Raw genomic sequence first — 1,006 nt, 5'->3', positions numbered from 1 at the left:
AAGGAGAGAATTCCAATGGGCATTTTGAAAATTGGCGTTGTAGGCTGCGGCCGAATCGGCAAGCTGCACATCAACAACCTGATCAACTCCGTACCGGGCGTTCAGGTAGTAGCTGCTGCTGACCCGATGCTTGACAAGTCCGGCGCACGCGAGTGGCTGGCAGAGCGCAAGATCACCAACGTTTCCACCGACTTTATGGACGTTATCAACAATCCTGAGGTAGACGTAGTATTCGTTTGCTCCTCCACTGACACCCACTGCGATGTTTCCATGGCAGCAGTTCAGGCTGGCAAGCACGTATTCTGCGAGAAGCCGATCGACTATGATATCGACAAGATCAAGAAGCTGCTCGCACTCGTTGAGGAGAAGGGCGTTAAGTTCCAGGTAGGCTTCAACCGCCGCTTCGACCACAACCACAAGGCAGTTGCAGATGCAGTTAAGGACGGCACGATCGGCGATCCGCATATCGTTATCGTTTCCTCCCGTGACCCGGAGCCGCCCCCGGCTTCCTACGTTGCAGTTTCCGGCGGTATCTTCTACGATATGATGATCCACGACTTCGATATGGTTCGCTACGTAACCGGTTCCGAGGCTGTTGAGATCTCCGCTGTTGGTTCCTGCCTCGTTAACCCGAACCTGCAGGAAGAGTCCGGTATCCCGGATGTTGACACCGCTGTTGTTACCATGAAGATGGCTAACGGCTGCATCGCTGTTATCAACAACTCCCGTCAGGCAGTTTACGGCTACGACCAGCGCGTTGAGGCGTTCGGCTCTAAGGGCATGGCTTCCGATGCCAACGACCTGCTGAACACCACCACCGTACTGACCAAGGATGGCGCTCACTCCGAGAAGCCGCTGTGGTTCTTCCTCGAGCGTTACAACCAGGCATTCATCAATCAGGTTATCTCCTTCGTTGATGCAATCAACAACGATACCCAGACTGTTGTCGGCGCTATCGACGGCCTGCGTCCGGTTCTCATGGCTAAGGCTGCTACCGAGTCCTGCC

1 protein-coding gene is annotated in these 1,006 nt (G+C 54.8%); it reads left to right on the top strand.

The window, feature by feature from the left end:
* Positions 1-21: 21 nt before the first annotated feature.
* Positions 22-1,006: inositol 2-dehydrogenase (gene iolG / locus DW724_RS15380; RefSeq protein WP_118762054.1), on the top strand; the 985-nt coding region annotated here is incomplete at its 3' end.

The sequence above is a fragment of the Butyricicoccus sp. AM27-36 genome, from assembly GCF_003480945.1.
Classification (GTDB): Bacteria; Bacillota; Clostridia; order Oscillospirales; family Butyricicoccaceae; genus Agathobaculum; species Agathobaculum butyriciproducens.
Note: the sequence above shows the minus strand (reverse complement) of the source record. Positions and strands in the feature narration are given on the sequence as shown.